This window comes from Bartonella sp. AA9NXGY (assembly GCF_042196845.1).
GTDB lineage: Bacteria > Pseudomonadota > Alphaproteobacteria > Rhizobiales > Rhizobiaceae > Bartonella.
Window position 1 is genome coordinate 1 of sequence record NZ_JBHIRB010000108.1, and the last position, 704, is coordinate 704.

The 704-nt window shown below is 41.6% G+C and carries 1 protein-coding gene; it reads right to left on the reverse strand.

The genetic code is table 11. From position 1 onward, the window contains the following. Positions 1 to 704 (reverse strand): tyrosine-type recombinase/integrase (locus tag ACFIM6_RS10080; RefSeq protein ID WP_375612696.1); only part of this gene is annotated, 704 nt, incomplete at both ends.

Genomic DNA, 704 nt, shown 5'->3' on the forward strand with positions numbered 1-704 from the left:
CGCTTGCCTTTCATATTTTCAGCAGGTATGGTCCATATATCCCCATCAATTTGATCTTTATGAATATGACGTAAAGGATTGGTACGAACACCTGTCAGAATAAGCAAACGCAAAGCCAGTTGTGTTATGGTTGATGCTTCACAGAGTGTTTTATAAAAAGCCGGAACCTCTCTCCAATCCATGGCTGGTCTATTAGTGACCTTATGGCGTTGTTTTCCTAAGAGAGCTTTTGCTTTTTCTACAGCTTGTAAATCAACATCTACACCTAATGCAGCCGCATGTTTGAGACAAAGATTAAGACGTATCAATGCTGTTCGAGCAATTACAGCCTTTGTATGCCAAATGGGAGAAAGGGTATTGCGTATCTCTGTTTGCGTAATCTCTGAAACGGGTAAACAGCCTAGTTTAGGGAGAATATGAAGGCGTAAAGGTGTAAACCATTTACCATTTTTACCATCACCTTTTAATTCAGCTTTACGAGTTTCAAAAGTATCTAGTGCAATATCTTTTAAGTAATGGAGATTGCTTATTGCCTCACGCTTTTGTTTTTCACGTTCTTTAATAGGGTCACGCCCCTCACGTAAAACAGCCCGCCACCCAGTTGCCAATTCACGGGCTTGTTTTAAAGAGACATCTCTTAAAGCACCCAAGCCCATTTCGCGACGCCGCCCATGAATGGTATAACGATACAGCCATTGAGCACC